Raw genomic sequence first — 24351 nt, 5'->3', positions numbered from 1 at the left:
CTACCCGCGGGAGAGCGCGGTGAGGTCGAGCGCCTCGCCGATCCGGTTCTCCGGCAGGCCCTGCACGTCGACGTCGGCGACGATCAGGTTCGGGAGCAGGAACAGCCAGTCCGCCGCGGCGTCCTCGGCGATCCGCCGCCCCACCTCCTGCAGAGCGCTGACCTGCTGCTCCTGGGTGCCCTGCTCGGACTCCGCGAGCAGGCGCTGCACCTCGGCGTTGTCGTAGCGCCAGTAGTACTGCGGGTTGCCGAAGGTGCGGATGTCGCGGGGCTCGACGTGCGCGACGATCGACAGGTCGTAGTCGGCGTTCGTCAGCACCTCCTCGAGCCAGCGGGCGGGGAACTCCAGCGGCTCGATCTGCGCGTCGATCCCCACCGCGGCGAGCTGGCTCTGCACCACCTGCGCCGACGCGACGGCGTAGGGCAGGTTCGCGATCCGGAAGCGCAGCGTCGGGTTCGGGGTGCCGGCCTCGGCGAGCAGCGCGCGGGCGGCGTCCGGGTCGAAGGGGGTGACGTCGGGGAGCGGCTGGTACCACGGGTCGGTGGGCGGCACCATCGTGTCGATCAGCGTTCCGCGCCCGGCCCACGCCGTGCTCAGCACCGCCTCGTGGTCGATCGCCATCGCGATGGCCCGGCGCACCCGCGGGTCGCTCGTCGGGCCGGCCGCGTTGTTCATGGCGAGGGTGACCTCGCCGTTCGTGGTGCCCTCGATCACCTGGAACCGGTCGTCGCCCTCGAACTGGGCGAGCGACTCGGGCGCCTGCACGGTGCCGATCACGTCGATGCCGTCGGTGAGCAGGGCGTTCGTGGCGGCCGTGGCGTCGTCGAAGTACTGCAGGACGACCTGGCCGATCGCCGGCGCCTCGCCCCAGTAGTCGGCACGGCGGGCGAGCACCAGCGCGTCCCCGCGGCGGAACTCCGCCACCGCGTACGGGCCGGTGCCGACGGCGGTGTTCGCGAGGTCGCCCACGCCGGACGGGTCGAACATCGCCCCGATGCGGGTGGTCATGCGGAACAGCCAGCTGTTGCTCGGCTGCGCGAGCGTGACGCGGGCCTGGGTCGGCGACACCACCTCGACGCCCGAGACGACGCTCATGCCGTCCTTGAGCGAGATCGTCCACTCGTCGGACTGCACCCGCTCGATGCTGAACTTCACGTCGTCCGCGGTGAACGGCTCGCCGTTCGAGAACGTGACGCCCTCGCGGAGGGTGAAGTCGTAGACGAGCCCGTCGGGGCTCACCGTCCACGACTCCGCCAGCGCCGGCACGATCTCACCGGTCTGCTGGTCCAACGCCACGAGGCCTTCGTACACGTTGACCAGCAGCGCCTCCGGGATGGCGGCGCCGTCGGTGCGCGTGAAGTCGAGATTGGCCGGCTCTGCCGTCAACCCGATCCGCAGCGGGGCGTCCGGACCCGTGCCCGCACCGCCGCCCGGTGAGGCGGTGGAACCCGCGGAGCACCCGGCGGCGAGCAGCGCACCGGCCAGGACGACGACGGCCGGGCGGAGGAACGATCGCGACACCGCGAGATCCTCTCAGAGCACCCGGCGCAGGTCGAGGAGCGCGCCCCACGCGCCGGCACGCCCGGGTCCTCGCCGGGTGATCGCCACGTGCTCCCACCCGGACGAATCCCGTTTCCGGAGCCCCCGACCTGGGGGTGCGATCACCTACTTCCGGTAGCGCGCGAGGATCTCGTCCATCTCGTCGAGGCCACGTCACTTCTCGAGGAGGAACTCGCAGACCTGCGCCTCGGTCATCTCGGGGAACTCCTCGCCCATGGTGTCCACGAGGCGGGTGGCCTCGTCCCGGCTCAGGCCACGGGCCAGTGCCTCGGTCAGGTAGGTCTGACGCGCGGCGGACGGGCGCCCGCCGCCTGCGCCGCGTCCCGGAAGGCCGTCACGCCACTGCACCATCTCGTCCAATCGCTCGACCGCCCAGCCCGGCGCCCCGTCGATCTCGACGTCGGGCTCGGGGAAGGGGTGGGGGGAGTCGCTCGGGTAGCGGGAGCGCCACTTGTGCACGGCGTGCCGGCTCACCCCGAGCGCCTCGGCCACGCCGAGGACGCCGAGGTAGCGGTCCGTCATCCGAGCAACCTCGTCTCTGACGTGGACAGAGTAGGCGGGTCGAGGAACGTCGTCAATGGTAGAGACGAGGTTCCGGTCAGCTGCGCAGGAGCTCCACCACGGGCTCGAACGCCTCGTAGTACGGCTCGTGCACGGTGACGTAGGAGAAGCCGTAGCGCTCGCGGGAGGCCCGCAGCTGCTCGGCCATCTGCGCGGGCGTGCCGATGAGGGCGAACGGGGTCTCCAGCGCCTCGTCGACGGACATCGGCGCCGTGAACTGGCTGACCAGCTCGGCGGCGGTGGCGCGCCGGTCGTCGGTGGGCACGACGGCCTGGACGAGCAGGTGCCACTCGACCTGGGCGGCGCGCTCGCCCGCCGCCTCCCGCGCGAACCGAACGCGCTCGTCGGCCTCCGCGGCCGTGCCGATGCGCAGCGTTCCCGGCGGCTCGCCCTTCACCTGGTACACGCCGGCGACGCCGATGATGTCGGCGTACCGCCCCGCGATGGTGAGTACCCGGTCCCCGGTGCCGCCGACGATCAGGGGCGGGCCGGCGCCGTCGAAGCCGGTGCGCTGCACGGGCAGCGGCGCGCGCCCGCCCGGAAGGGCCGCCATGTCGGTGGTGAAGAACCGGCGCAGCTCGGTGATCGTCTCCTCGAGCCGCTGCGCGCGGGCGGTGAAGCCCTCCCACGGGATCCCGGCGGCGTCGAACTCCCACTTCATGTGCCCGGAGCCCAGCCCCAGCTCGAAGCGGCCGTCGCTGAGGATGTCCAGCGACGCGGCCTCGCGCGCCAGCAGTGCGGGGTTCCAGAACGGCGCGTTGAGCACGAGCGTGCCCACCCGCAGGTGTTCGGTGGCGTCGGCCGCGGCCTGCAGCACGGTGAACGGTGCCGGCCCGCCGAGGTGGTCGGGGGCGAACACCGTGTGGAACCCCGCGCTCTCGGCGCGGCGGCAGCGCTCCCGCACCGCCTCGCGCGAGGGGATGCCGAAGACGTTGACGGAGAAGCGGAAGTCGCGCGCCACGCGACCACCCTGCCGACGGCCGTCGCGAAGCGCAATGATCGTTCACTCGTGGCGGAGCGCCCGCCGCTTCGCACACCGACAGCTGCGCCCGCACACCGACTGCAGTCGGTGTGCGGGCGCGGCAATCGGTGTGGGAGTGGTGGAGTCGGTGTGCGAGCGGGCTCAGCGCGAGCGCGCGGCCAGCACCACGACGTCGGGATCGCCGCGTCCTGCCGGCACCTCCAGCGCCTCGACCTCGGTGAACAGGGCTCGGAGGCGCGCGACGAGCGCGGGGGCCGGGGCGGCGCTCCAGATCGCGAGCACCCCGGCGGGGGAGAGCGCGCGGGCCGCGGCGCCCAGCCCCGTGTCGGTGTAGAGGCGGGCGTTGGCGGGGGAGACCAGCCAGTCCGGCCCGTTGTCGGTGTCGAGGCAGACCGCGTCGAAGGAGGCGGGGGCGGCCTCGGCGAGCCGGTCGGCGACGTCGGCCTCGTGCACGGTGACGCGGGGGTCGGCGAGGGCGTCGCCGTGGCGCGCGGCGAGCGGCCCGCGGTTCCAGCGGATGACAGCGGGCTCGAACTCGACCACCTCGACCGTCGTGACGGCCGTGGTCGTGAGCGCGGCGGCCAGCGAGAAGCCGACGCCGAGCCCGCCGATCAGCATCCGCCCGGGCGGGGGCATCCGCTCGGCGGCCGCGGTGACGAGCAGCCGCTCGGAGATCCCGCCGCGCGTGTCCATCAGGAAGACGCCGTTGGCGACGATCTCGTGGTGCTCCCCGGCGCGGCGCAGCACGAGCTCGCCGTTGCGGCCGGTGGTGCGCTCCACGACCTCGGCGCCCGCCTCGGCCGTCACGACGCGGCCGCCGCGAGCGGCCCGGTGCGGTGGTCGGCGTCGATCACCATCGGGAGCATGCCGGAGGCACGCGTGCGTTCCGAATCGGGGTCCACGGGGACGAGTCTTCCACTGTGCGGTGATCGATCAGCCCGTCCGGGCGACGGGCTGGCGCAGGATCGTCCTGAGCTTCGCCGGTTCGACCCTGCGCGCGTCGCCGAGGTAGATCTCGTGGTGCGTGCCGACCATCGTGAGGCCGTGCCCGGGGATGAACTCGTGGTGCATGTGGCGCAGCAGCCCGGCCTCGTCGTCGTAGGAACCGATGTGGAGGGCCTGCACGCAGAGTCCCTCGGCCAGCGGCTCCAGCCGGAGGTCGTCGAGCCGCGTGGGGCGGTTCTTCGCGCCCACCTGCTCGACCGCCTCGGTGACCATGTCCTCCGTGATCCAGTCCGGAGTCATGATCATGAGGGTCCAGTCCCACCGCGCCTTGTCGCGGGCGGCGGTGAAGCCCTCCATGTCCTCGGCCCACCACAGCCCCTCCAGGGGCATGACCACGTAGTCCCGGTCGAGGTTCGTCCTGCTGGCGAACTTCAGCCTGTAGGCGACCGGGTAGAGCGTCGCGGTCGCCTCCGCGAACGCGGGGGTGTTCGGATCGCCGTGCCCGTCCACCATGAGGTAGCGGAGCTCGGGCACCTGCACGATCCGCGGCGTGTCCCGTCGCGCCGAGTAGCAGTCGAGCTCCCGTTTGAAGTCGATCTTCCTGGTCACCGCTCTCCTCGTGGGCCGTGGACGGGGCCGTCCCAGGCTTCCCCGGTCCACCGCGGCTGCGGCGACGCGACGCGGTGTTTGACAGAGGTTAGATATCTAACCTATTTTCCTCCCGCATCCAGGACGAGGAGGTCGGACATGCGCGCAGTCGTGGGATCCAGCCGGCGGTCGGCGCCGTACCGGCTCGGGCTGGTGGTGGCCGCCGCGGCCCTCGCCGCGGCGGGGTGCGCCGGCGGCGGGGACGCCGGTGGCGAGGCAGCGGGAGAGCCGCTGTCGGTGTGGCAGTTCTACGGCGACGAGTCGATGGCGACCGGGAAGCCGTTCTACGACCTTGTGGGCCGCTACGAGCAGCAGCGGGGCGCGGACGTCGACATCCGGTTCATCCCCTACGACGACTTCAACCGCACCCTCACCCAGGCCGCCGCCTCGGGTGACGGGCCGGACATCGCGCTGATCAGCGCGTTCGACACGGCGGCGATGGCCGACGCCGGGGTCGTGCAGGACCTGTCGGAGCAGGTGCAGGCGTGGGGCCAGCAGGACGCCTACTTCCCGACCAGCTGGGAGTCCACCCAGGCCGACGGCCGGACCTTCGGGGTCCCGCACCTGGCCGACGCCTACGCCGTCTACTACAACACCGCGATGTTCGCCGAGGCCGGGGTGGAGCCGCCGAAGACGTGGGCGGAGATGGAGTCGACCGCCGCCGCGCTGGCCGCCGACGGCCGCGCGGGCCTCGCCGTCAGCGGGATCGAGGGCGCCGAGGGGGCCACCGGCCTGCAGATGCGGATGCTGGCCGGGGGTGCCGAGCCCACCGCGATCGACAGCCCCGCCGGGCATGCGGCGCTCGAGTCGTTCCAGCGCATGGTCTCCGGCGGCGCGCTGTCGGAGGGCTTCCTCACCTGGAACGAGGAGGACGCCAAGAACCAGTTCGCCACGGGCCAGGCGGCCATGATGATCAACTCGGCCACGTACGTGAGCATCCTGCGCGAGGAGAACCCCGACCTGCAGTGGAGCGTCGCGGTGCTCCCGAGCGACGTGTCGGGGCAGACGGTGCTCTCCGCGGAGAACCTCACGATCGGCGCCACGAGCGACCAGCCCGACCAGGCATGGGACCTCATCGAGTTCATGCAGCAGCCCGAGGAGCTGGCCACCTACCTGCCCGAGCGCAACAAGCTCCCGGCGCGCGACGACGTGCCCGGCACCGCGGAGGACCCCGTGCGCGCGGTCTTCGCCGAGCAGCTCCAGCAGGCGTGGGCCCCGGACGCCGCGCTCGCGCCGCACAACAACGAGGTGCTGACGGCGCTGCAGGCCGCGCTCCAGTCGACGATCAGCGGGACCCCCGTCCCGGACGCCGCGCGCAGCGCACAGGCCACGATCGACGAGGCCCTCGCCACCTCATGACCACCGTCACGACCGGAGTGCGCGAACGCTCCCGCACCCCCGCGCCGGCCGGGCGATCCCCGCGCCGGCGCGGGGGGAACGGGGCCAACTACCTGTTCCTGGTGCCGGCGGTGCTGTTCGTCGGCGTCACGGTGGTCTACCCGCTGATCTACAACGTCGTGCAGAGCTTCCAGGACGTCGGCCTCAAAGAGGTGATCAACGGCGGGGCGGAGTGGGTCGGGTTCGCGAACTTCGCCGACCAGTTCGGTCGGGCGGAGTTCTGGCAGGCACTCCTGCTCTCGCTCGCCTACACCGTCGGGACGGTGGCGCTCAGCTACGCGGGCGGCCTCGGCCTGGCGCTGTTGTTCCTGCACCGCTTCGCCGGGCGCAACGTGATGCGGGCGCTGCTGATGCTGGCCTGGATCCTGCCGACGGTGGTGGGTGCGAACGTCTGGCGCTGGCTGCTCGACGGCTCCTACGGGCTGCTCAACGCGGTCCTGCGCGGGCTCGGCCTGATCGAGGGCGACGTCTTCTGGCTGGGACAGCCGGGCCCCGCGCTCGTCTCGGTGGTCGTGGCCACGGCGTGGAGCTTCGCGCCGTTCGCGATGATCCTGCTGGTCGCCGGCCTGCAGAGCGTGCCCGGCGTGCTGTACGAGGCCGCGCGCATCGACGGCGCGAGCGCCTGGCAGCAGTTCCGCCACGTCACGCTTCCGGTGCTGCGCCCCGTGAGCGTCACCGTGATGCTGCTGATCTTCATCTTCGCCTTCAAGACCTTCGACACGATCTACCTGATGACCGGCGGCGGGCCCGGCGGGGCGACGCTCACGCTGCCGCTGTACGCCTTCCAGGAGGCCTTCGAGTTCCGCCGCTACGACACCGCGGCCGTGGCCACGACGGTCATGCTCCTGGTGCCGCTGGTGTTGTCGGTCTTCTACTTCCGCTCGCTGCGCCGGGAGGAGTCGGCATGAGCACCCTGACCACCCCCGGGCGCCGGTTCCGCGGGGAGAACGTCCGGCTGGTCGTCGGCGTCGTCATCACCGCCGTGTACCTGCTGCCCGTCTACTGGATGCTCAACACCTCGTTCAAGGCGCAGGCCGACGTGTTCGAGCGCCCGCCCGCGCTGGTGCCGTTGCCGCCGACGCTCGCGGCCTACCAGACCGCGGTGTTCGGCGACCCCGACATCGCGCGGGGCCTGGCCAACACGGCGATCATCGCCACCGGCACCACGGTGCTCACGCTGGTGGTCGCCGTGCCGGCCGCCTTCGCGCTCGCCCGGCTGCGGCTGCGGTTCGTCACCCCGGCGCTGCTGCTGTTCCTCGCGGTGCAGATGATCCCGGCGGTCAACCTCGCGCTGCCGATGTTCGTGCTGTTCGGGCGCGTCGGGCTGGTCAACACCTACGCCGGGCTGATCATCGCCAACTGCTCGCTGTCGATCCCGCTGGCGATCACCATCATGCGGCCCTACTTCCTGTCGGTGCCCGGCGAGGTGCTCGAGGCCGCGCGGGTGGACGGGTGCACGACGTTCGGCGCGTTCGTCCGGGTCGCGCTGCCGGTCAGCATCCCCGGCGTGATCACGATGGCCGTCGTCAGCTTCCTCGGGGCCTGGGGCGAGTTCGTCTTCGGGCTGGCACTCGCGACCGGGGACGAGCTGCAGCCCGTCAGCGTCGTGATCGCGAAGCTCACCAACGCCTTCGGCACCCGCTGGAACGAGCTGATGGCCGTCTCGGCGGTCGTCGCGGTGCCGGTGATCGTGCTGTTCGTGCTGCTCCAGCGCTACATCGTCGCCGGTCTCACCGACGGCGCCACCAAGGGTTAGGGAAAGGGCTTCCTCCATGCTCGAGATCTGGGCCGCCACGCCGACTCCGTTCACGTCCGACGGGAAGCTCGCGCTCGACGTCGTCGCCGCGCAGGCCGCGCACCTGCACGCCGCGGGCGTGACGGGCGCGTTCGTCGGCGGCACGACCGGCGAGTTCCCCGCGATGGACGTCGCGGAGCGTGTGTCGCTGCTGGAGGCATGGCGCGACGCGCGCCCGGAGGGCCTGCGCCTGGGCGTGCACGTCGGGCACTCGGACATGGCGCAGGCGCAGCAGCTCGCCGCGCACGCCCAGTCCTGCGGCGTCGACCTCGTGGCCGCCGTCGGCCCCTACTACGGCGACGCCGCGACCCTCGACGCGCTGGTGGGCCACCTCGCCGACATCGCCGCGGCGGCGCCGTCCACGCCGTTCGGCTTCTACCACATCCCGAGCATGACGGGCTCGGCGTTCCGGCCCTCCGAGGTCGTCGCCGCGCTCGCCGCCGCTGCCCCCACGATGTCGGCGGTGAAGTTCACCGACGGCAACCTGCTGGAGTTCGACCGCACCCGGGCGGCCGCGCCCGGTCTCACCGCGTTCTTCGGGCGCGACGAGCTGCTGCCGGCCGGCCTCGCCTGCGGGGTCGACCGGGTGATCGGCACCCTCTACAACGGCATGGCGCCGCTCGCGCACGCCGTCGCCGCGGCCTTCGAGCGGGGGGACGCGGCGCAGGCCTACCGCCTGCACGCCCCGTTCCGGCAGGTGGCCACGGCCGCCGACGCCAACGGCGGGGTCGGTTTCCTCAAGGCGCTGATGAACGAGCTCGGTCCCGACGCCGGCCCGGCCCGGTCGCCGTGGGGGCGCCTGTCGGCCTCCGCCCGTGCGAAGGTGAGCGAGCTGGCGGGCGTCGTGCGCGCGGCGCTGGAGGGGGCCGATGGCTAGGAACCTGATCTACCGCGAGGCCCAGGCCCGGCTGCGGGACTTCATCCAGGAGGCCGGGCTGGGCCCCGGCGACCGCCTGCCCGCCGAGGCGGCGCTGGCGCAGCGGCTCGGCGTGAGCCGGCTGTCGCTGCGGGAGGCGACGCGCAGCCTGCAGACCCTCGGCGTCATCGAGGCCCGCCACGGCAACGGCCTGTTCGTCTCCGCCTTCTCCTTCCGCCCGCTGATCGAGCAGCTGCCCTACGGGCTCGCCGCCCCGGGCACCGCGCTGGAGGAGATCCTCACCGCGCGCGAGGCGATGGAGGTCGGCCTGATGCCGGCCGTGGCGCGGCTGAACCCGGTGCGGGAGCTGGGCGAGTGCGCCCGGCTCGCCGAGGAGATGTCGGCGCTCGAGGCGCGCGGGGAGTCGACCACCGAGGTGGACAAGCGGTTCCACCTCTCGCTGTACCGCGCGCTGGGCAACCCGCTCGTCGACAACCTCATCGAGGTGTTCTGGGAGCTGTTCACCCGGCTCGGCGACGCCATCCCGGTGCCGCCCGAGGGCGGGCGCGGGCTCGTGCACCTGCACATCATCCGCGCCCTGCAGGAGGGTGACGCCGAGGCGAGCATCTCCGCGATGCAGAAGCACTTCGACGACATCCGGGTGCGTGCCGCGCTGGTCGCGGGCCACGCCCGGCCGTCCGAGAACGCGGGGTGACCGGCGGGATGACCGGGTTGACCGCGCCGGAGCTGCGCGGGGTCTGGGCCACCGTGCTGCTGCCGATCCGGCCCGACGAGAGCATCGACGTCGAACGGCTCGCCGTCGCACTGGACCACGTGCTCGGCGCCGGGGTCCACGGGGTCTACACCAACGGCACTGCGGGGGAGTTCCACACGCTCACCGACGCGGAGTACGACGGGCTGCACGAGCTCGTCGCCGCGCGGTGCAGCGCGGCCGGCGTGCCGTTCCAGCTCGGGGCGGGCCACCCCAGCGGGCAGCTGTCGCTCGAGCGCATCGGGCGTGCCGCCGCGCTCGGGCCCGCGGCGATCCAGGTGGTGCTGCCCGACTGGCTGCCGCTGGGCCCGGACGAGGTCCTCGCCGCCGTCGAGCGGATGGCCTGCGCGGCCTGCGGGGTGCCGCTGGTGCTGTACAACCCGCCCTACGCCAAGACCCAGGTCACGCCGGAGCTGTTCGGGAAGCTCGCCGACGAGGTGCCGGCGCTGATCGGCGTGAAGGTGCCGGGCGGGGACGACGCCTGGTACGCGCGGATGGCCGACGCCGTGGGCGGGCGCCTCGCGGTGTTCGTCGCCGGGCACGCGCTCGCCTCCGGTGTCGCCCGCGGCGCCGCGGGCGCCTACTCCAACGTGGCGTGCCTGAGCCCGGCGGGCGCCGTCCGCTGGTACGCGCAGATGACCGCCGACCCGCCCGCCGCGCTCGCGTTCGAGGAGCGGCTGCGCGGGTTCCTCGACTCCCACATCGCTCCGCTGGCCCGCGCCGGCTACTGCGACCCGGCGCTCGACAAGACCCTGGCCGCGATCGGCGGATGGGCCGCCACCGGCACGCGGGTGCGCTGGCCGCACCGCTCGGTGCCCGAGGACGCGGTCCCGGCCCTGCGCGCCGCGGCCGAGGAGGCGGTTCCGGAACTGTTCGCCCCGGCGTGATCGGTCCGAGTCGCACGTCGCGGTCGGCCGGCGGCGACGGCGTCGGGCTCGGAGACGCGGGCGGCTACCAGGGCGATGATCCTTCTCAGGCGCACCGTGCCGTTGTTCGGACGACGGCGGCGTGCGTCTCGCAGCGATCACGGCCCTGTGATCGGTGCGAGGCGCACGTCGGGGCCGTGTCGAGCACAGTGTTGTGCGGGTCGCAATGATCTCGGCGGCGGGAATGCGCGCCGAGCGGGTCAGGCCGGGAGTGCGCGTGCCGCCTCGGCGCGCGCCTCGTCGGGGGTGAGGCGGCGCCCGCGCGTGAGCGCCGCGGCGAGGGTGGCGTCGTCGAGGGTGGCGTGGACGGCGGCGGTGGCGCGGCCGACGTCGGTGTGCTCGGCCGGGGAGAGCGGCAGCTGTGCCGTGTCGCGGGCCGCGGCGGCGGCGCCCAGCAGCGTGGCTGCCCCCTCGGCGGCGCCGGCGGCGGCGAGGGCGCAGGCCATCCCCTCGAGCGCCTGCACGGAGTCCCGGGGTGCGGCGATCTTCTGCGCGAGGTCGTAGGCGTCGCCGTGCAGGCGCGCGGCGCGGGCCGGGTCGCCGCGCAGCTCGGTGACGTACGCGAGCTCGCTCAGGACCATCGGGAGGTGCACGGCCACGTCCTCGCAGCGGGGCGTGTTGTCCAGCGCCTCGTCGAGGTGGAGCGCCGCCTCGTGCAGCCTGCCGTCCTTGCGCGCGGCGTAACCGAGCACGATGCGGGCGAACAGCTGACCGTCCCGGAAGCCCTGCTCGCCGGCGAGCGTGAGCGCCCGCTCGGCGTGCGCGACGGCCTGTACCTGGTCGCCCGCCTGCATCGCGATCCAGCCCAGCCACGCCAGCCGGGAGGCGACCTCGGGCAACAGGCCCAGCTCCTCGCACCAACGCAGGCCCTCGCGGTGCAGCGCGGCGGCGCGCTCGTGGTCGGCGGCGAGCTCGGCGAGCGCGCCGAGCCAGCACGTGGCCTGCAGCTGCCCCCAGCGGTCGCCCAGGCCCTGGAAGATCTCCGCCGCCCGCCCGGCCTCGCGTTCCAGGCCGGCATGGTCGCCGCGCACGTGGGCGAGCCGGGCGCGTCCCAGGTGCGCGGCGCCCTCCGTCCACGCGTCCCCGCAGGCGCGGCTCGTGTCCAGCGCCCGGTCGAAGAGTCCGGCGGCGCCGGGGAGGTCGCCGGTGGCGCCGGTGTCGGCGAGGAACCACTGGGCCCGCGCCCGTGCCACGGGGTCGGTGACGGTGTCGAGCGTCCGCACCGCCGCGGCGTGCGCGGCGGGGCCGTCCGGGTCGCCCAGCAGGAGGGCGGTCCCCGCCCGCCAGGCGACGACCGTGGCACGCAGCCCGGCCGGCGCCGGGCCGTCGAGCGCGAGCGCCGCGCCGAGGGCCCGGTGCGCCTCGTCCAGGCGCCCGCGCAGCACCCAGTACCACGCCAGCGCCGCGACGAGGCGCAGCGCGCGCTCCGGGGCGTCCGCGCAGGCCGCGAGCGCGGCCCGCAGGTTCGCCACCTCGGCGTCGAGCAGGCGCAGCCGGTGCGGGTGCTGCGGGCCGTGCAGCCCGGCGGCGAGCCGTTCGGCGAGGCCGGTGTAGTGGTCGGCGTGGCGGCGGCGCAGCGCATCGGCCTCGCCCGCCGCGCGCAGCCTGCCCAGGCTGTACTCGGCCACCGACTCGAGCAGCCGGAAGCGCCGTGGCGGGCCGGGGACCACCTCGACGAGGGAGCGGTCCACCAGCCGCGCCAGCAGGTCCGCGACGTCACCCGCGGGCAGGTCGTCGTCCGCGCTCACCGCGGCCGCGGCGTCCGCGGTGGCCCCGTCGGCGTGCACGGCGAGGCGCCGCAGCAGCATCTGCTCGGGCGGGGTGAGGAGGTCCCAGCTCCAGTCGATCATCGCCTGGAGCGTCTGCTGGCGGGGCGGGGCGCCGCGGTGGCCCGCGGCGAGCAACCGGAAGCGGTCGTCGAGCCGGGCGACCACGCCGTCGACGCCGAGTGCGCGCACGCGGGTGGCGGCCAGCTCCAGGGCGAGCGGGATCCCGTCGAGGCGCCGGCAGAGCACGGCGACCGGCGCCGCGGTCTCCGCGTCGAGCCGGAACCCCGTGGCCGCGGCCGCGGCCCGCGCGACGAACAGCCGCACCGCGCTGCTGGTGGCCACGAGCTCCGGGTCGGTCGTCCCGGGCTCGGGCACGTCCAGCGGCGGCACGTTCCAGACGACCTCGCCCGCGAGCGCGAGCGGTTCCCGGCTGGTGGCGAGCACCCGCAGGCCGGGGGCGGCCCGCAGCACGCGGTCGACGAGGTCGGCGGCGTGGGCGACGACGTGCTCGCAGTTGTCCAGCACCAGCAGGAGCTCGCGCTCCCGCAGCGCGTCGGTCAGCCGGACGAGCGGGCCCGCCTGCCCCTGGACGCCGGTGACCCGGACGTCGAGCGCGGCGAGGACGGCGTCGGCGAGCGAGTCGAGCACGTCCGGGTCGCCGGGGCGGCCGGTCGGCGCCAGCTCGACGAGCCACGCGCCGTCGGGGGCGCCGCTCGCCGCGGCCGTGGCGAGCGCGAGCCGCGTCTTGCCCACGCCGCCGGGCCCGGTCAGGGTGACCAGCCGGTCGGCGGACAGCAGCTTGGCGACGTCGGCGACCGCGCTGTCGCGGCCGACGAGCTCGGTGCGCGCGGCGGGGAGGTTGCCCGGGCGCCGGGCGGCGGCGCGCGTCGGCGGGTCGAGCGCCGGGTCGCGCGCGAGGATCGCCCGGTGCAGGGCGACCAGGGCCGGGCTCGGGTCCAGGCCCAGCTCGTCGGCCAGCCGGGCGCGCAGGTCCTGGTAGCTCGCGAGGGCCTCGGACTGGCGGCCCGCGCCGTACAGGGCGCGCAGCGCGAGGCCGCGCAGCCGTTCCCGCAGGGGGTGCTCGGCCACCAGCACGGCGAGCTCGCCGGCCAGCGGCGCGTGCTCGCCGAGCGCGAGCCGGGCCTCGGCCGCGTCCTCCTGCGCCACCAACCGCTGCTCGGCGAGGTGGGCGACGGTGCCGGCGGCGAACGGGGCGTCGGCGAAGTCGGCGAGGGCGGGCCCGCGCCACAGCTCCAGCGCCTCGGCGAGCAGCGTCGCGGCCGCGGGCGGCTCGGCGGTCCGCGCCCGTGCCGCGAGGGCGGCGAACCGGCGCGCGTCCACCGCGTCCGGCTCGGTCCGCAACGCGTACCCCGCGGGACCGGACACCACCAGCGCGCGCCCGCCCGGCTCGGCGTCCTCGAGCACCCGGCGCAGCTGCGAGACCTTCGCCGCGAGGGTGGCGTGCCCGCTCGGTGGGGCCTCGTCGCCCCAGATGTCGTGCAGCAGCCGGTCGGCGGGCACCGCCCGGCCCTCGTGCACGAGCAGGTCGGCGAGCAGGGCGCGCACCTTCCGACCGGGGACGGCGACGGGTGTCCCACCGTCCGTCCACACGGCCAGCGGGCCGAGCACCCCGAAACGCACGTCGCGCAGCCTATGCGGTGCCCGCGCGCGGGACGTCCGACCGCAAGGAAACCGAAAACGCGGCCGCCAGGATGGGGCGGTGCCCGGGCCGTCCCGCCCGCCGGCCGACCCCGCAAGGAGCACTTGATGATCACCGGTACGCGCGTGACGCTCGCCGCCGTCCTCGCGCTCGCCACCGTCGCGGGCTGCGCCGCGGGCGCGGACGGCCCCGGGGCCCCCGTGGAGCCCGCCCCCGCCGCCGACCCCGGTCGGTACGCCTCGGTGGGCGGGCTGGAGATGTACTACGAGGTGCACGGGCCGGAGGCCGGGCGCCCACTGGTGCTGCTGCACGGCTCGCTGTCGGGGATCGGGCCCGACTTCGGCGACCTGCTCCCGGCGCTGGCCGGGAACCGGCGGGTGATCGCGGTCGAGCAGCAGGCGCACGGGCACACCGCCGACGCCGACCGGCCGTTGCGCGTGGAGCAGATGGCCGCCGACACCACGGCGCTGCTGCAGCAGCTCGGCGTCGCGCAGGCCGACGTCCTCGGCTACAGCACGGGGGCGGCCGTCGCGCTGCAGATGGGGCTGACGCAGCCCGACCTCGTGCACAAGCTCGTGCTCGCCTCGCCGATGTACGACGTGTCGGGCATGCACCCCGGCCTGGTGGAGGGCCTGGCGGGCCTGCAGCCGGAGATGCTGCACGGCACCTCGTTCCACGAGTACTACCTGGCGAGCGCGCCCCGGCCCGACGACTTCGGGCAGCTGGTGGAGAAGAACAAGGACCTGCAGGCGAACTACCCGAACCACCCGGCGAGCGCGATCGAGTCGCTCGCGGCGCCCGTCCTGCTGGTGCTCGGCGACTCGGACGTGGTGCAGCTCGACCACGCCACCGAGTTCTTCCGGCTGCTCGGTGGCGGCGTGAACGGCGACATCGCAGGCCTCCCGCAGTCCCAGCTGGCCGTCCTGCCCGGGACGACCCACACAGGGGTGACCCACCGCCCCGAGCTGGCCCCGGCGGTGACGGCGTTCCTGGACGCCCCCGCGGGGAGCTGACACCGCTCGGGGCCGGCGGCTCCCGCGCACGAGTCGTGGCCGGGGTGTCGAGACCGGCGTGGCGGCTCCGTCCCAGGGGCAGATGCGGCCGGCGGGGCCGCGATCGCACGCACCGGGAGGGCAGCCATGCGGAAGCTCGTGGTCCAGCAGTGGGTCACCGTCGACAACATCGCCGCGGAGGAGGACGGCGGGCTCGGCTTCGTGTCGGGGGAGCCCTTCTCCGAGACCAGCAACCCCGCGTTCAAGGCGGAGCTGATGGGTTTCATCGACTCGGTCGACACGATGGTCCTCGGCGCGAACACCTACGCGATGTCCAAGGGCTACTGGCCCTACGCGGACGACCAGGGCGAGTACGGCGAGAAGCTCAACAACCTGACGAAGTTCGTCGCCTCGTCGCGGCTGGACGAGGCCCCATGGGGCGACTTCCCCGCCGCGACCGTGACACGCGACCCGGCCGCCACCATCGGGGACCTCAAGGCGCAGCGCGGCAAGGACATCTGGCGGTGGGGGAGCCTGACGCTCATGCACTCCCTGCTGGGCGCCGGCGTCGTCGACGAGGTCCGGATGCTGGTCTGCCCGGTGTCACGGGGCAAGGGGAGGCGCGTCTTCGAGGATCGGCACGACCTGGAGCTGGTCGACGCCACCGCGTTCGACAACGGCGTGGCACTCCTGCGCTACGGGATCGGGAAGTAGGCGGCGGACCCGGACCGGTCGGAGAGGTCTCAGCGGGGCGTGCGGTGGCGGGCCCTGTGGGCGGCCACGTTCACGCGGTTGCCGCACACCTCCGGCACGCAGTAGCGGCGCCGGCCCGCGCGGCTGGTGTCGACGAAGAGCCCCGCGCAGTCCGGCGCCGCGCAGGCGCGGAAGCGGTCGGGGCCCAGCGTGCGGAGCACGGACAGCAGCGCGGTGCCGGTGAGGAGGGCGAGCTCGTCGACGAGCGGGGCGCCCGGCCGGGACGCGACGCGCCACTGCCAGCGCCCGTCGCCGTCGCGGTGCAGGGCCGGACCGGTGCCCGCCGCGACGGTGAGCGCGGCCGCGGCCGCCGCGTCGGGGGACGCGAGCAGCCCGCGCAGCGTCCTGCGCAGCCGGTGCACGGCCCGGACGTCGGCCGGGGTGGGGTCGCCGGCCGCGGCGACGACCTGGTGGGCGGCCAGGAAGCGGGCGAGGGCTGCGGCGTCGGGGAGCTGCTCGCCGGTGCTGACCATGACCTCCGCGGCGGTGTTGACGAGGTCGGTCGCCACGGCGGCACCGAGCCGGTAATCGTCGAGCTGGACTTGCACCCCTTACGCCTCCACCCGTACCGTGTAATGGATGAACCGATCGTACACCTCTGTACCGGTTCGGCCGGGGGTCGTGCTGCTCGGCCTACTGGCGCTGGCGCTGAACCTGCGCAGCGCCCTGGCCGGCTATCCGCCGCTGATCGAGACCGTCCGCGCCGAGCTCGGGCTCACCGCGGGCGCGGCGGGGCTCGTGCAGACCGGCGCGGTGCTGATGATGGCCGTCGGATCGCTCGTCGGGCCCTCCACCGCCCGGCGGGCGGGCCCGGAACGGGCGCTGGTCGGCGCCGTGGGGCTGGTCGCGCTCGGCAGCCTCGTCCGCGGGATCCCCGCGGCGGTGCCGCTGGTCGCGGGCAGCCTGGTCGTCGGGCTCGGCATCGGCGTCGCGGGGGTCCTGCTCACCGGCGTGGTGAAGGAGCACCTCGCGTCCCGGGCCGGTGCGGTCACCGGGGGCTACGTCGTCGCGATGATGGTCGGCGCCACGGCCGCGAGCGCGGTGGCCGTGCCCCTCGCCGTCGGGGTGGGCGGCTGGTCGCTCGCGCTCGCCGTCTGGGCCGTGCCCGCGGTGCTCGCGGTGGCGGCCTGGGCGCCGGTCGCCGGGCGCATCGCCCGACCGGCCGCGGCGGCACCCCGGCCGCGCCTGCCGTGGCGCAACGGGTTCGCCCGGCTGGCCGCGGCCCACCAGTCCGCGGTGTCGCTGCTGGTGTACGGGTGGATGACCTGGCTGCCGCCCTACGTCACGAGCGAGGGGTGGAGCGCGCGCGACGCCGGCCTGCTGCTCGCCGTGTGGTCGGTGGCCCAGGTGCCCGGCGCGCTCGTGCTGCCCGCGCTCGCGGAGCGGTCGGGGCGGTGGCGGCTCTGGTCGCTGGTGGGGCTGGCCGCCACCGCGGTCGGCACGCTCGGGCTGCTGCTCGCCCCGTTGCCACCGGTGGTGGGACCGTGGCCATGGGTGCTGCTGCTCGGTGTCGGGCTGGGCGCCGGCTTCCCGCTGGGCATCGCGATGATCGCCTGGCGCACGCCGGACGGTGCCGCGAGCGCCGCCGCGAGCGGCATGGCGCTCGGCGTCGGGTACACGGTCGCCGGGATCGGACCGTTCCTGATGGGCCTGCTGATCGACCTGACCGGCGGCTACCCGGCCGCGATCGGCGTGCTGGTCGCGGCCGTGGTGCTGCAGGGGTACGCGATCGTGGCGATCGGCGACACCGCGCGCCGACCGGCACCGCGCGCTACCGCGGTGCCGCGGCGTCCAGCATCTCCGTGAGGTCGCTCCACCGTCGCCCGGCACGGTCCTTGGCGCTCATCACCGACACCGGCAACGGCCAGTCGATCGCGAGGTCGGGATCGTCGTACCGGACGGTCACGTCCTCGCTCGGGTCGTGCTCGGCGTCGATGCGGTAGCAGGTGTCGGACTCGACGAGCGCCTGGAACCCGTGCAGGCACCCGCGCGGGATGTACAGGCTCGCCATGTTCTCGTCGTCGAGCCGGAACGACTCCACGCGTCCCCGCGTCGGCGAGCCGGGCCGGGCGTCCACGACGACGTCGACGATCGCGCCGCGCGCGCAGCGCACCAGCTTCGCCTCGCCGTGCCCGACCCGCCCGTGCAGCCCCCGCAGGCCCCCGGCTACGGTTCGCGACTGGGAGTCCTGCAGGAACGCGTGCGGATCGACGCCCGCCCTGCGCGCCACGTCGGCGTCGAAGGTGCGGCTGAACCACCCGCGTTCGTCGCGGTGCGGCGACGGCTCGAACACCAGGAGGCCGGCGATCGCGGTCTCGCGGACGTGCATCCTGCCTCCGGTTCGACGCCCCGGGGTGACTTCCCCGGCGGATCGGGCGACCCTACCGCCGCGCGCCACCACCGCCGGAACGAGCCGGGAGAGCAGATGCCGATCGCCAGCCCCACCTGCCGCGCCTGTCGCAGTCCCGAGGGTGCCATCGTCCTCGACCTCGGTGCGCAGCCGTCGTCGGAGCTGTTCCCGAAGGTCGACGACCCCGGACCGGACGCGCTGTTCCCCCTGCGGATGTGGCTGTGCGCCCACTGCGGTCTCGCGCAGCTGGCCGACGACGCCGACGTGCCGGAGGAGGTCGTCGGGGCCGAGCCCGCGGCGCTGACCGCCCAGCGGGCCGACGCGGTCCGCGAGCTCGTGGCCGCGGGCGCGCTGCCGGCCGGTGGCACGGCCGTGGAGTTCCCGAGCCCGCACGGCGGCAGCTGGCTCGAGCTGCTCGCCGCGCACGGCTTCGCACCGGTGGCACCCGCCGACGGTGCCGCCCCCTGTGCCGGCCACAGTGCCGACCACAGTGCCGACCCCGGGGCCGACCTGGTCGTCGACGGCTGCTTCGGCGTCATGCACGCGAGTGACCAGCAGGCCGCGTTGCAGGAGCGCGCCGCGACCGTGCGCCCCGGCGGGCGGCTGGTCGTGCAGTTCCACTCGCTGCACGCCATCGTGGCCGGCACCCAGTGGAACGCGCTGCGGCTGGGGCACTACGCCTACTACTCCACGCCCGCGATGGTCGGTCTGCTCGCCCGGGCCGGGCTCACCGCCACGACGGCCCGCCGGTTCCCGCTCTACGGCGGCACCGTGGCCCTGGTGGCGGGCCGGACCGACGAGGACCCCGCCGTGGACACCGCCGCGTTGGACGCCGTGGTCGCGCCGGAGCTGACGGCCGGTGTCCTGCGGCCCGCCGCCGTCGGAGCACTGCAGCACTCGGTGCAGCGCACGGCGGGCTCCCTGCGGGAGATGCTCGTCGCGCAGCGGGCGGCCGGGCGCCGCGTGTACGGCTACGCGGCGGCGTCGCGCGCGGTGTCGCTGCTGCGCCTGGCGGACCTGGACGCCACGCTGCTGCTCGGCGTGGCCGACGCCTCCCCGGGCAAGCAGGACCGGCGGATGCCGGGCACCGACATCCCGATCATCACACCGGACGAGCTCGTGGCCGCCGAACCGGACGTCGTGCTGGTGTTCGTCTCCGAGCTGGTCGCCGAGGCCAAGGCCGCGCTGCCGCAGATCGAGCGCCGCGGCGGCACCTGGGTGGACGCGGGCGCCGGCCGCTAGAAGGGACGAACGGCCGTGAGTGGATACGGGTGCGGGAGCACGCGTATCCACTCACGGCCGCCGGAGGCGGCTGCGGTCAGGAGAGGATGCCGGTCGCCCACATCAGGGCGAGCAGCACCATCCAGATCGCCAGCGCGACGAGCACCCGCAGCCACAACCGCTTGAGCAACAGATCATCCGCCGCTGAGGTTGTCGATGACCAGCATCACCGACAGGAAGCCGAAGAAGACGAACGAGAGGGCCAGCACCGCCAGCCGGATCCCGCTGACCTGCAGCTCCTTCGGCAGTGCCTTCCTGTTCAGCCACGCCAGCAGCCCGGAGTAGAAGAACATCTGGACGCCCGCGATGGAGGACGCGATCACCACGAGCAGGAACGGCTGGTCGACGCCCGCGAGGAGGATCACCGAGCCCACGATGATCATGAGCCACACGGAGACGACGTAGATCCGGCTCTCGGTCCAGGTCGTGCTGTCCTTCAGCGCGTTGACCTTGAACTGGTCGGCGATCAGGCGGCTGGTGTAGTCGAGGATCCCGAGGTTGGTCGAGAAGAGCGCGACGGTGGCGGCGATCCAGAACGCGGTGCCGAACCACGGGGCCACGGTCTGCTGGAGGGTCTGCCCCTCCAGGAACAGGAACTCGAGGTCCTGCTGCTCCACCTGACCGACCGGCAGCGTCGAGTACGCCAGCACCGACAGGATGATCAGCGAGACGACCCCGACGAGGAAGAACGTGATGAACTGCTCCCAGTTCGCCACGCGCCACCAGCCGCGCCAGCGCCGCATGTTCTCGTCGTTGATCGGGAACATGTACCCGAGCGAGGGCCGCGCCTCCTCGTGCCCCGTGATCGGCGAGACGATCTTGGGCATGTGGGCGCCCATGCCCATGCCCTTGTCCCGGATGTAGTTGCTCTGCACCAGGTTGTTCGCGCCACCCGCGCCGGCGAAGGCGAGCGCGCCGAGGAGCAGCGGGATGCTGAGGTCCGGGTGTCCGAGCGGGAAGGTGGCCTGGCCGATGCCCTCCGTGACGAGCGCGCCCCAGGCCTCGCCCGTCGTGGCCACGGGGATCGCGACGATGATGATGAGCATGATGATCGCCACCAGCACGAACTGGATCTTCTCGACGGCCTGGTAGACGACCGGCGAGAGGGTGAGCGTGATGCCGATGGCGATCAGCGCCGCGATCGTGATCGGGACGACCGGTGCGTCCTCGCCCAGATCGAGCACGAACGTCGCGGTCGTGGCCGCGCCGGTCGCCCAGCCGGGCCAGAAGTTCTGGCAGAGCGCGAAGATGATGAACAGCCACCACCACGGCTTCCACAGCCGGGTGAAGCCGGTGATCGCCGACTCCCCGGTCGCGAGCGTGTAGCGCTCGATCTCCATGTTGAGGAAGAACTGGATGCCGAACCCGACGATCGCGGCCCAGATGAACACGAAGCCGATCTGGGAGGTGATGTAGGGCCAGAGGATCGTCTCCCCGGACCCGATGGCGGTGGCCAGGATGATGACGCTCGCCCCGGAGATCTTGCGCAGCGGCAACGGTTCGGGGAGGTCCCGGAAGTCGACCGGTGGCAGGTACTTGCTCGGGAGCGTGGTCTGGCTCTGCGCGGGCTCGGGGACCATCGGCGCCTCCTTGCGCGTCAGGGTGGCCGTTGTCCGCACCACCGTGTACAGACCGCCCGCGCTCACCCGGGTGGGTGAGCGGTTCGCTAGATCGCAGCAGCAGGGGTACGGGCTGTCAAGTTCTGAGGCGGTTCCGGTACCCAGCTGTGCCCGCCGGGCAGGATGCGGGCGTGGCACACCTGCGATGCGACTTCTTCTCCGACGTCCTCGGCCTGAGCACCTCGATGACCGTGCTGCTGCCCCAGCGCACCAGCACCCAGATCGGCATGGCGGGCGGCGGCGGGGACGGCCCGCCGCCCGTGCTCTACCTGCTGCACGGGCTCAGCGACGACGACACGACGTGGCTGCGACGCACCTCGATCGAGCGCTACGCCGCACCGCTCGGGCTCGCCGTGGTGATGCCGCAGGTGCACCGCAGCTTCTACGCCGACCAGGCGGCGGGTGGCCGGTACTGGACGTTCCTGTCAGAGGAGCTGCCCGAGGTCGTCGGCACGTTCTTCCGGGTGTCCGACCGGCGCGAGGACACGTTCGTCGCGGGCCTGTCGATGGGCGGGTACGGCGCGCTGCGCTGGGCGTTGCGGGCACCGGAGCGGTTCGCCGCCGCCGCGAGCCTGTCCGGGGCGCTCGACGTGGCCGCGCGCCGCCGCCCGCGCCCGGAGGACCCGCGCCTGTTCGAGCGCGTGTTCGGTGACGAGGAGGTCGTCGGGAGCCCACACGACCTGCACGCCCTGCTCGAGCACTCCGAGGTCGACGCCCTGCCGGCCCTCTACCTGTGCTGCGGCACCGAGGACGGGCTGCTCGGCGAGAACGAGGCGTTCCGCGACGCGTGCCGGGCCGCCGGGGTGCCGCTGCGCGCCGAGTTCTCGCCGGGGGAGCACGAGTGGGGCTACTGGGACGCCCGGATCCAGGACGTCCTCGCCTGGCTACCGCTGCGGGCCGCCCGCTCCTGACCTCCGGCCGTTCTGCAGGTGATCGATCTGAGCAGCACCTCACGGCTGTCGCGACCACCGTGGGGCGCGGCTCGGACCGATCTCCCTGACGTGATCGACCCGAGCCGCGCGTCAGAGCGGTCCGGACCACCGCCACGCACTTCTCGGACCGGTCTCCCGGACATGATCGGTCCGAGGAGCGCGTCAGGGTTGTCCGGGCAGCGGTGGTGCGCTGGTCGGAGCGATCGCCTTCGAACCCCCGGGCAGATCGGGGCTCCCGTCAGAGGTCGAGCACCAGCTTCGGGCAGGCGGCGCGGGACACGCAGGGGAACATCGTGTCGTGCGCCGCGCGCTCGTCGTCGGTGAGCAGGGAGTCGCGGTGGTCGACCGCGCCCGCGAGCACGGCCGTCTCGCAGGTGCCGCAGGTGCCCTCGCGGCAGGAGGACAGCGGCGCGGTGCCGGCCTCCTCCAGGGCGTCGAGGACCGAGCGGTCCGGCGGCACGGTCACCGTGACGCCCGACTGCGCCAGCTCGACCTCGAACGCCCCGGCCAGTACCGGCGCGCCCACCTCCGCCGGCGCGAACCGCTCGACGTGCAGGGTGCCCGGCGGCCACCCGGCGCAGCGCTGCTCGACGGCGTCCAGCAGCGGCGCCGGCCCGCAGCAGTAGACGAGCGTGTCCGGGGACGGCGCGCCGAGCAGCGCGTCGAGGTCGAGCAGGCCGTGCTCGTCCTGCGGACGCAGGTGGACGCGCTCGCCGTGCGCGGCGCGCAGCTCGGCGGCGAAGGCCATCGTCGCGGCGCTGCGCCCGCCGTACACCAGCCGCCAGTCCGCGCCCGCCGCCGTGGCGGCGGCGAGCATCGCCGCGATCGGGGTGATCCCGACCCCGCCGGCGAGGAACAGGTAGCGCGGCGCCGGGACCAGGGCGAAGTGGTTGCGCGGGCCGCGGACGGGCACGGTCGCGCCGGGCAGCAGCTTCTCGTGCACGAACGCCGAGCCGCCGCGCCCGTCCGGCTCGCGCAGCACGGCGATGCGCCACCGGTCGCGCTCGGCGGGGTCCCCGCAGAGCGAGTACTGCCGGGTCAGGTCCGGGGTGAGCACGAGGTCGACGTGCGCGCCGGGCTCCCAGGCGGGCAGCGGCGCGCCGGACGGGTCGCGCAGCACGAGCGTGACCACGCCCTCCGCGGCGTCGGCCCGTTCGGCGACGACGAGCTCGCGCGGCTCCCCGGTCACCGCGACACCCCGACGAGGGCCGGCTCGGGCCGCGGGTCCGGCGCGGGCGCACCGTGGCCGACCGGGTGGGCGAGCAGCCACTCCCACACCTCGGTCGGACCGTCGGTCACGAGCGTGGCGCCGCAGTGGCAGGTGCCGCGCAGCCGGTCGCTGCCGGGCACCCAGTCCACCCGCAGCACGCCGGTCACGTTCCCGCCCCGGCCGGCGCCGCCGACCCGCGCGCGACGAGCGCCGCGAGCATCCGGCGCGCGGCGAGACCGCCGGTGTCGATGTTGATCGACAGCTCCTGGTAGCCGGCGGGCTCGGTGGCGATCACCTGCTCCAGGACGTCGAGCGCCTCGACGTCCTGCAGGACGACGGTGCGGTTCTGCTCGGCGAGGAAGTCCGAGACGCCCTGGTCGTCGCGGGCGAAGTCGCGGGCGACGGCCCAGAAGTCGTGGGTCGAGCTCTCGGTCTCCGGGGTGATCGCGTAGACGACCTCGACGTGGAAGGCGTCGGGGTCGCTGCCGTCGGGGTTCGGCACGCTGCCGACCGGGGCGATCCGGGAGTGGAGCGTGTAGAGGCACGGGGGCGTGTACTCGATGTCCTGCCAGCGCGCGATCCGCCCGGTGAGGCCGGTGGAGCGCGCGTAGAACGGCGGGCACTCCGCGTCGTCCATGTGCCTGCTGACCGAGACGACCCCGGCCGCCTCGTCCACCTCGGTGCGGATCGGGGTGGAGGCGACCTCGGGGGTGCCGATGTAGCCGCCGTGCAGGTAGGTCTCGTGGGACAGGTCGAGCAGGTTGTCCACGAGCAGCTCGTAGCGCGCGGCCAGCGGCTCCATGCCGCTGACCGTCGTGTAGTCGGGGGAGTCCAACCACGGCGCCCGCGGGACGGGCGTGGCGTCGGCGCGGTCCGGGTCGCCGATGAAGATCCAGACGAAGGAGTCCTGCTCGACGACGGGGTAGGAGCGCAGCCGGGCGGTGCGCGGCACGCGCGTCTGGCCCGGGACGGCGACGCAGCGCCCGTCGGCGGCGTAGGTGAAGCCGTGGTAGCCGCAGACCACCTGGTCGTCGACGAGGCGGGTGGGGGCCTGGGAGAGGGGGAACCGGCGGTGCACGCAACGGTCCGACATCGCCGTCACCGCGCCGGCGGCGGTGCGCCAGAACAGGACGGACTCGCCGCAGATCGTGCGTGAGAACAGCTCGTGGGAGATCTCGCGGCCGTAGGCGGCCACGTACCACTGGTCCCGCGGAATGGTGGTCACCAGGTGGCTCCTTCCGTGCGTCAGGTTTCCTGGCATCTTTCGCGCGGGGTCGCCGTCACCGAACAGCGTTCCCGGGGAGTGGAAGGAAACCTGCGCGCCGGCGTGGGAGCGGGCCCT

Annotated in this window: 23 protein-coding genes; 11 read left to right on the top strand and 12 right to left on the bottom strand. The window is 74.2% G+C overall.

The features are described 5' to 3' along the window. The 5 genes from FB558_RS36400 to FB558_RS36380 form a co-directional block, all read right to left on the bottom strand. A complete protein-coding gene (locus FB558_RS36400) occupies positions 1–1521 on the bottom strand; it encodes an ABC transporter substrate-binding protein (protein ID WP_246107011.1) in 1521 nt (506 codons plus the stop codon). Between the two features lie 192 nt (positions 1522–1713). Further along, complete coding sequence (locus FB558_RS36395) at positions 1714–2082, bottom strand: hypothetical protein (RefSeq protein ID WP_142061702.1); 369 nt, start codon at positions 2080–2082, stop codon at positions 1714–1716. A gap of 76 nt (positions 2083–2158) precedes the next feature. Further along, on the bottom strand, positions 2159–3082 hold the full coding sequence (locus FB558_RS36390) for an LLM class F420-dependent oxidoreductase (RefSeq protein WP_211367070.1): 924 nt from the start codon (positions 3080–3082) through the stop codon (positions 2159–2161). A gap of 162 nt (positions 3083–3244) precedes the next feature. Continuing rightward, the gene (locus tag FB558_RS36385; protein ID WP_142061696.1) at positions 3245–3910 is read right to left on the bottom strand and encodes a spermidine synthase family protein; all 666 of its coding nucleotides are present in this window, start codon (positions 3908–3910) and stop codon (positions 3245–3247) included. A 126-nt stretch (positions 3911–4036) separates the two neighbouring features. Continuing rightward, positions 4037–4657 carry a GyrI-like domain-containing protein gene (locus FB558_RS36380; protein WP_142061693.1) on the bottom strand — a complete coding sequence of 207 codons (621 nt, stop codon included), beginning with the start codon at positions 4655–4657 and terminating at the stop codon, positions 4037–4039. Positions 4658–4795: 138 nt separating this feature from the next. On the opposite strand from FB558_RS36380, the gene FB558_RS36375 reads away from it, so the two are divergent. The 6 genes from FB558_RS36375 to FB558_RS36350 are packed head-to-tail and all read left to right on the top strand — an operon-like array spanning position 4796 to position 10404. Beyond that, positions 4796–6055, top strand: a complete 1260-nt coding sequence (locus tag FB558_RS36375; RefSeq protein ID WP_142061689.1) for an ABC transporter substrate-binding protein — start codon at positions 4796–4798, stop codon at positions 6053–6055. Then, positions 6052–7002, top strand: a complete 951-nt coding sequence (locus FB558_RS36370) for a carbohydrate ABC transporter permease (protein ID WP_142061686.1) — start codon at positions 6052–6054, stop codon at positions 7000–7002. The genes FB558_RS36375 and FB558_RS36370 overlap by 4 nt, the downstream gene beginning before the upstream one ends. Next, complete coding sequence (locus FB558_RS36365; RefSeq protein WP_142061683.1) at positions 6999–7850, top strand: carbohydrate ABC transporter permease; 852 nt, start codon at positions 6999–7001, stop codon at positions 7848–7850. Before FB558_RS36370 ends, FB558_RS36365 begins: the two co-directional genes overlap by 4 nt. 16 nt (positions 7851–7866) lie before the next feature. Beyond that, positions 7867–8766: a dihydrodipicolinate synthase family protein gene (locus FB558_RS36360; protein WP_142061680.1), complete on the top strand. Its 900-nt coding sequence runs from the start codon at positions 7867–7869 to the stop codon at positions 8764–8766. Then, positions 8759–9460 carry a FadR/GntR family transcriptional regulator gene (locus tag FB558_RS36355; protein WP_142061677.1) on the top strand — a complete coding sequence of 234 codons (702 nt, stop codon included), beginning with the start codon at positions 8759–8761 and terminating at the stop codon, positions 9458–9460. Before FB558_RS36360 ends, FB558_RS36355 begins: the two co-directional genes overlap by 8 nt. An 8-nt stretch (positions 9461–9468) precedes the next feature. Beyond that, positions 9469–10404: a dihydrodipicolinate synthase family protein gene (locus FB558_RS36350; RefSeq protein WP_142061674.1), complete on the top strand. Its 936-nt coding sequence runs from the start codon at positions 9469–9471 to the stop codon at positions 10402–10404. A gap of 239 nt (positions 10405–10643) precedes the next feature. On the opposite strand, the gene FB558_RS36345 is transcribed toward FB558_RS36350, so the two are convergent. Then, the gene (locus FB558_RS36345; protein WP_142061671.1) at positions 10644–13853 is read right to left on the bottom strand and encodes an AfsR/SARP family transcriptional regulator; all 3210 of its coding nucleotides are present in this window, start codon (positions 13851–13853) and stop codon (positions 10644–10646) included. Between the two features lie 126 nt (positions 13854–13979). Here FB558_RS36345 and FB558_RS36340 point away from each other — a divergent pair, with 126 nt between their 5' ends. After that, positions 13980–14885 (top strand): alpha/beta fold hydrolase, encoded by a 906-nt coding sequence (locus tag FB558_RS36340; RefSeq protein WP_142061668.1) that lies wholly within the window; start codon positions 13980–13982, stop codon positions 14883–14885. Positions 14886–15011: 126 nt separating this feature from the next. Then, entirely contained in the window at positions 15012–15578 is a 567-nt protein-coding gene (locus tag FB558_RS36335) for a dihydrofolate reductase family protein (RefSeq protein WP_142061666.1), read from the top strand. A gap of 29 nt (positions 15579–15607) precedes the next feature. Here FB558_RS36335 and FB558_RS36330 read toward each other — a convergent pair whose 3' ends face one another. After that, positions 15608–16165, bottom strand: a complete 558-nt coding sequence (locus FB558_RS36330) for a CGNR zinc finger domain-containing protein (protein WP_142061663.1) — start codon at positions 16163–16165, stop codon at positions 15608–15610. A gap of 73 nt (positions 16166–16238) precedes the next feature. On the opposite strand from FB558_RS36330, the gene FB558_RS36325 reads away from it, so the two are divergent. Further along, positions 16239–17423, top strand: coding sequence for an MFS transporter (locus FB558_RS36325; protein WP_246107010.1), 1185 nt, complete (start codon positions 16239–16241; stop codon positions 17421–17423). Here the strand turns inward: FB558_RS36325 and FB558_RS36320 are convergent. Beyond that, positions 17389–17946: a dTDP-4-dehydrorhamnose 3,5-epimerase family protein gene (locus FB558_RS36320; RefSeq protein ID WP_142061656.1), complete on the bottom strand. Its 558-nt coding sequence runs from the start codon at positions 17944–17946 to the stop codon at positions 17389–17391. The genes FB558_RS36325 and FB558_RS36320 overlap by 35 nt on opposite strands. Positions 17947–18042: 96 nt before the next feature. Here FB558_RS36320 and FB558_RS36315 point away from each other — a divergent pair, with 96 nt between their 5' ends. Continuing rightward, complete coding sequence (locus tag FB558_RS36315) at positions 18043–19209, top strand: class I SAM-dependent methyltransferase (RefSeq protein WP_142061653.1); 1167 nt, start codon at positions 18043–18045, stop codon at positions 19207–19209. 173 nt (positions 19210–19382) lie between these two features. Here the strand turns inward: FB558_RS36315 and FB558_RS36310 are convergent, their stop codons facing one another. Further along, complete coding sequence (locus tag FB558_RS36310; protein WP_142061650.1) at positions 19383–20828, bottom strand: Nramp family divalent metal transporter; 1446 nt, start codon at positions 20826–20828, stop codon at positions 19383–19385. Between the two features lie 170 nt (positions 20829–20998). On the opposite strand from FB558_RS36310, the gene FB558_RS36305 reads away from it, so the two are divergent. Further along, complete coding sequence (locus FB558_RS36305) at positions 20999–21778, top strand: alpha/beta hydrolase (protein WP_142061647.1); 780 nt, start codon at positions 20999–21001, stop codon at positions 21776–21778. A 259-nt stretch (positions 21779–22037) separates the two neighbouring features. Here the strand turns inward: FB558_RS36305 and FB558_RS36300 are convergent, their stop codons facing one another. From FB558_RS36300 to FB558_RS36290, 3 genes are read right to left on the bottom strand one after another with little or no spacing between them, the layout of a single operon-like run. Next, on the bottom strand, positions 22038–22988 hold the full coding sequence (locus tag FB558_RS36300; RefSeq protein WP_142061644.1) for a PDR/VanB family oxidoreductase: 951 nt from the start codon (positions 22986–22988) through the stop codon (positions 22038–22040). Then, entirely contained in the window at positions 22985–23176 is a 192-nt protein-coding gene (locus FB558_RS36295) for a hypothetical protein (protein WP_142061641.1), read from the bottom strand. Before FB558_RS36295 ends, FB558_RS36300 begins: the two co-directional genes overlap by 4 nt. Beyond that, positions 23173–24234 carry an aromatic ring-hydroxylating oxygenase subunit alpha gene (locus FB558_RS36290; RefSeq protein ID WP_142061638.1) on the bottom strand — a complete coding sequence of 354 codons (1062 nt, stop codon included), beginning with the start codon at positions 24232–24234 and terminating at the stop codon, positions 23173–23175. The genes FB558_RS36295 and FB558_RS36290 overlap by 4 nt, the downstream gene beginning before the upstream one ends. Positions 24235–24351: the final 117 nt, after the last annotated feature.

The sequence above is a fragment of the Pseudonocardia kunmingensis genome (assembly GCF_006716445.1).
GTDB lineage: Bacteria > Actinomycetota > Actinomycetes > Mycobacteriales > Pseudonocardiaceae > Pseudonocardia > Pseudonocardia kunmingensis.
This window is presented reverse-complemented; position numbering and strand designations above follow the sequence as displayed.

Bases quoted from the DNA above. Each gene is read 5' to 3' on its own strand.
- FB558_RS36395 (WP_142061702.1), bottom strand. From the start codon at position 2,082: ATGACGGACCGCTACCTCGGCGTCCTCGGCGTGGCCGAGGCGCTCGGG.
- FB558_RS36375 (WP_142061689.1), top strand. From the start codon at position 4,796: ATGCGCGCAGTCGTGGGATCCAGCCGGCGGTCGGCGCCGTACCGGCTC.
- FB558_RS36370 (WP_142061686.1), top strand. From the start codon at position 6,052: ATGACCACCGTCACGACCGGAGTGCGCGAACGCTCCCGCACCCCCGCG.
- FB558_RS36365 (WP_142061683.1), top strand. From the start codon at position 6,999: ATGAGCACCCTGACCACCCCCGGGCGCCGGTTCCGCGGGGAGAACGTC.
- FB558_RS36360 (WP_142061680.1), top strand. From the start codon at position 7,867: ATGCTCGAGATCTGGGCCGCCACGCCGACTCCGTTCACGTCCGACGGG.
- FB558_RS36355 (WP_142061677.1), top strand. From the start codon at position 8,759: ATGGCTAGGAACCTGATCTACCGCGAGGCCCAGGCCCGGCTGCGGGAC.
- FB558_RS36350 (WP_142061674.1), top strand. From the start codon at position 9,469: ATGACCGGGTTGACCGCGCCGGAGCTGCGCGGGGTCTGGGCCACCGTG.
- FB558_RS36340 (WP_142061668.1), top strand. From the start codon at position 13,980: ATGATCACCGGTACGCGCGTGACGCTCGCCGCCGTCCTCGCGCTCGCC.
- FB558_RS36335 (WP_142061666.1), top strand. From the start codon at position 15,012: ATGCGGAAGCTCGTGGTCCAGCAGTGGGTCACCGTCGACAACATCGCC.
- FB558_RS36320 (WP_142061656.1), bottom strand. From the start codon at position 17,946: ATGCACGTCCGCGAGACCGCGATCGCCGGCCTCCTGGTGTTCGAGCCG.
- FB558_RS36315 (WP_142061653.1), top strand. From the start codon at position 18,043: ATGCCGATCGCCAGCCCCACCTGCCGCGCCTGTCGCAGTCCCGAGGGT.
- FB558_RS36310 (WP_142061650.1), bottom strand. From the start codon at position 20,828: ATGGTCCCCGAGCCCGCGCAGAGCCAGACCACGCTCCCGAGCAAGTAC.